This window comes from Streptomyces sp. NRRL S-495 (assembly GCF_000966955.1).
Lineage (GTDB): Bacteria > Actinomycetota > Actinomycetes > Streptomycetales > Streptomycetaceae > Kitasatospora > Kitasatospora purpeofusca.
On record NZ_JZWY01001276.1, the window covers coordinates 1 to 2,438 of the forward strand.

Below are 2,438 nucleotides of genomic sequence, written 5' to 3' on the forward strand. Positions count from 1 at the left end.
CCTCCTGCTTCAGAAGGAATCGGGTTCGGCCGGCGGTGGTCTTGTGGATCTCGGCCTGCTTGGGGGTGAGCTTGGCGCGCACGGCGGCGTCCAGGGCGTCGGTCATCTTGCCCATCGGTCTCACTCTCCTTCGGTGTCGCGCTCGTTCGCGCGGGGGGCGATGTAGCGGGCGGGGTTGGTGCCTTCGGCGTGGCGCTCGGCGTACCAGGCGAGCGGGCGCACGCCCTCCTGCTTGCACCAGCGGCGCGAGCCCGGTCGCCTCGAAGGTCTTGAGCATCTTGCGGTGCTGGGAGACCCGGGCGGTGGCGATGACGGCGGCCCGCACGTCCGGGCGCCACCACAGCCGCTCCAGCTCCGGCCACGGCTCGCCCGGCGTGTAGCCGATGTAGCGGGCCGGGGACTGGCGCAGCTTGCCGATGCCGGACTTCACCGTCTGCTTCACGTAGCGGGCGAGCTGCCGCTCGACCGGGTCGCCGGCGCCCTGGTTGTAGGCCTCCATCGCCGCCAGGAACGCCTCCGGCTCCATGCCCTGGACGATTCCGAGCGCGGCCATCGTGTCCTTGTAGGCGCGGGCCAGGTGCTCCTGCCACGGGTCCAGCCATGCCGCGGCGGCCGGACGGCGCAGCCACGCCTCCGAAGGCTCGACCGCGAGGCCGAGTTCGAGCGCGTAGGCCAGGGTCTGGGTGGTGTACCAAGCCGGGCCCGTCGGCGGCCGCCCGTTGGCCGTCAGCGGGCACGGGAACCTGGGGTCCCACTCCACCCGGGAGAACGAGGTGTTGGTGTCCAGGCCGACCGCCACGGTGAAGCCCCGCGTCTCCTCCTCCGGGGTGAGGGGCCGGTGCCAGTTCCAGGCCTCCTCGTGCATGGCGTCCGTGTCCTCGTTGCGGCCGTGCGCGAGCGGGTGCTCCTCCGGGGCGTCCGGCGGCGCAGGCTGCACGGCCCGGGTGAAGCTGCCGGGCACCGGCCCGGAGACGTAGCGCTGCTGGGCCTCGTCCCACACCGCGCGGGTGGGCGGGCGCAGCTGGAGGAGCAGTTCGATGCCGTTGGTGCCCATCGAGCCGCGCGGGGCGATGACCCGCTGGGCGTAGGTGCCCAGGATGCGGGCCACGTCGGCCGGGGCGGTGTCGGGGTCGACGGCCCAGCTGTTGGAGGGGCCGAGCGCGTCCCAGGGCATCACGGCGATCTGGACGCACTGGCGGGCGCCGTCCTTGACCGGCTTGTAGACGCGGGTCCAGGAGGAGAAGCCGCGGCGGGTGAGCTGCCAGCCGGCCTTGGTGAGCGCCTTGACGACCTTGTGGTCCTCGGGCAGGCGCAGCTGGCGGCGGTCCTCCAGCTGGTCCGGCAGGCCGAGCTTCGTCGCGGCCGAGGCGGTGAGCACGATCATCGGGTCGGCGTCGGTGCCCCACTTGTGGAGGCGTGCCTGGCCCAGGCCGGCGCCCAGTGCCCAGGTGACCATGGCGGGCAGGGACCTGGCGGGGCAGGCGAGGGTGCGGCCGTCGACCAGGTGGCCGGTCAGGGTGCCGTCCTCGGCGGCCTCCAGGACCGCGAGCGGCCCGGCCGGGTACACCGCGGCGGCGGGCTCGTCCCGGTCGGCGGCGGGCGCCGTGCGGGCCGGGTTGGTGGGTCGGGCGGGCTGCGTCCGGGCGGCCGGGGCCGGGGGTGCGGCGGGCGCGGGGGCCTGCTGNGGCCTGCTGGGCCGGGACGGTCGACGCGGGGAGGGGGCTCGCGGCGGGCGCGGGCGCGGCCGGTGCCATGCCGGTGGTGCAGGAGAACAGGCCGGGGACGTTGAGGTGGCGCGGGGTGCCGTCCGTCTCCCGCCGGGGGGTGGGCCTGCCGCACTCCACGCACGGCAACTCGGTCTCCAGGAAGGGCACTTCAGCCTCCTCGTCCTCGGTCTCGGTGGTCCCGTGCGTGCTGGCGGCCGGCTCCTGGCCGGAGTCGGTGCCGGTCTTGTCGAACAGGGTCGCGCCCGTCGTCGCCGGGGCCGTCGCCGGTCGGCGGCGGGGTGTCGTCGTCGCCGAGGTCCCACAGGTACTCGGGCTTGATGAGGACCATCCGGTGCTTCAGACCCTGAACACTGATCCTCCAACTACCTTCCCGGCCGACCTGGTTGGTGTTTCGGTAGGTCATTCCTGTCCGCAGCAGGGCACCGGGCAGCGAGCGGCTGGTCATTCCCTTGACCTTGGCGTCGGTGCTGTTCTGGAGCAGGTCGTGCAGGTGCTCGGACGTCACGCCGAGAGCGGGCCCGCGGTCGGGGAACCAGTAGAACGCGGAGCCGCGACCCTCCCAGACGGGCTGGCGGTTGTCGTCCGTTCCCTTGTAGACGAGGCCCTGGGCCTGCTCGACCTCGTGCGGGACGGCCGGGCGGACGGTGCCGGTGGCGTCCCGGACGTGGGCCTTGTTGCGCAGCAGGGCGTTGCGGATGACCGCGGCGACGG

Annotated in this window: 2 protein-coding genes; both read right to left on the reverse strand. The window is 74.0% G+C overall.

All coding sequences use genetic code 11. The features are described 5' to 3' along the window. The coding region (locus VR45_RS41125; protein ID WP_107084421.1) for a transcriptional regulator at nucleotides 1-1,567 on the reverse strand (1,567 nt) is incomplete at its 3' end. Nucleotides 1,568-1,875: 308 nt separating this feature from the next. After that, on the reverse strand, nucleotides 1,876-2,438 hold a 563-nt coding region (locus VR45_RS46530), incomplete at its 5' end, for a hypothetical protein (RefSeq protein ID WP_045945096.1).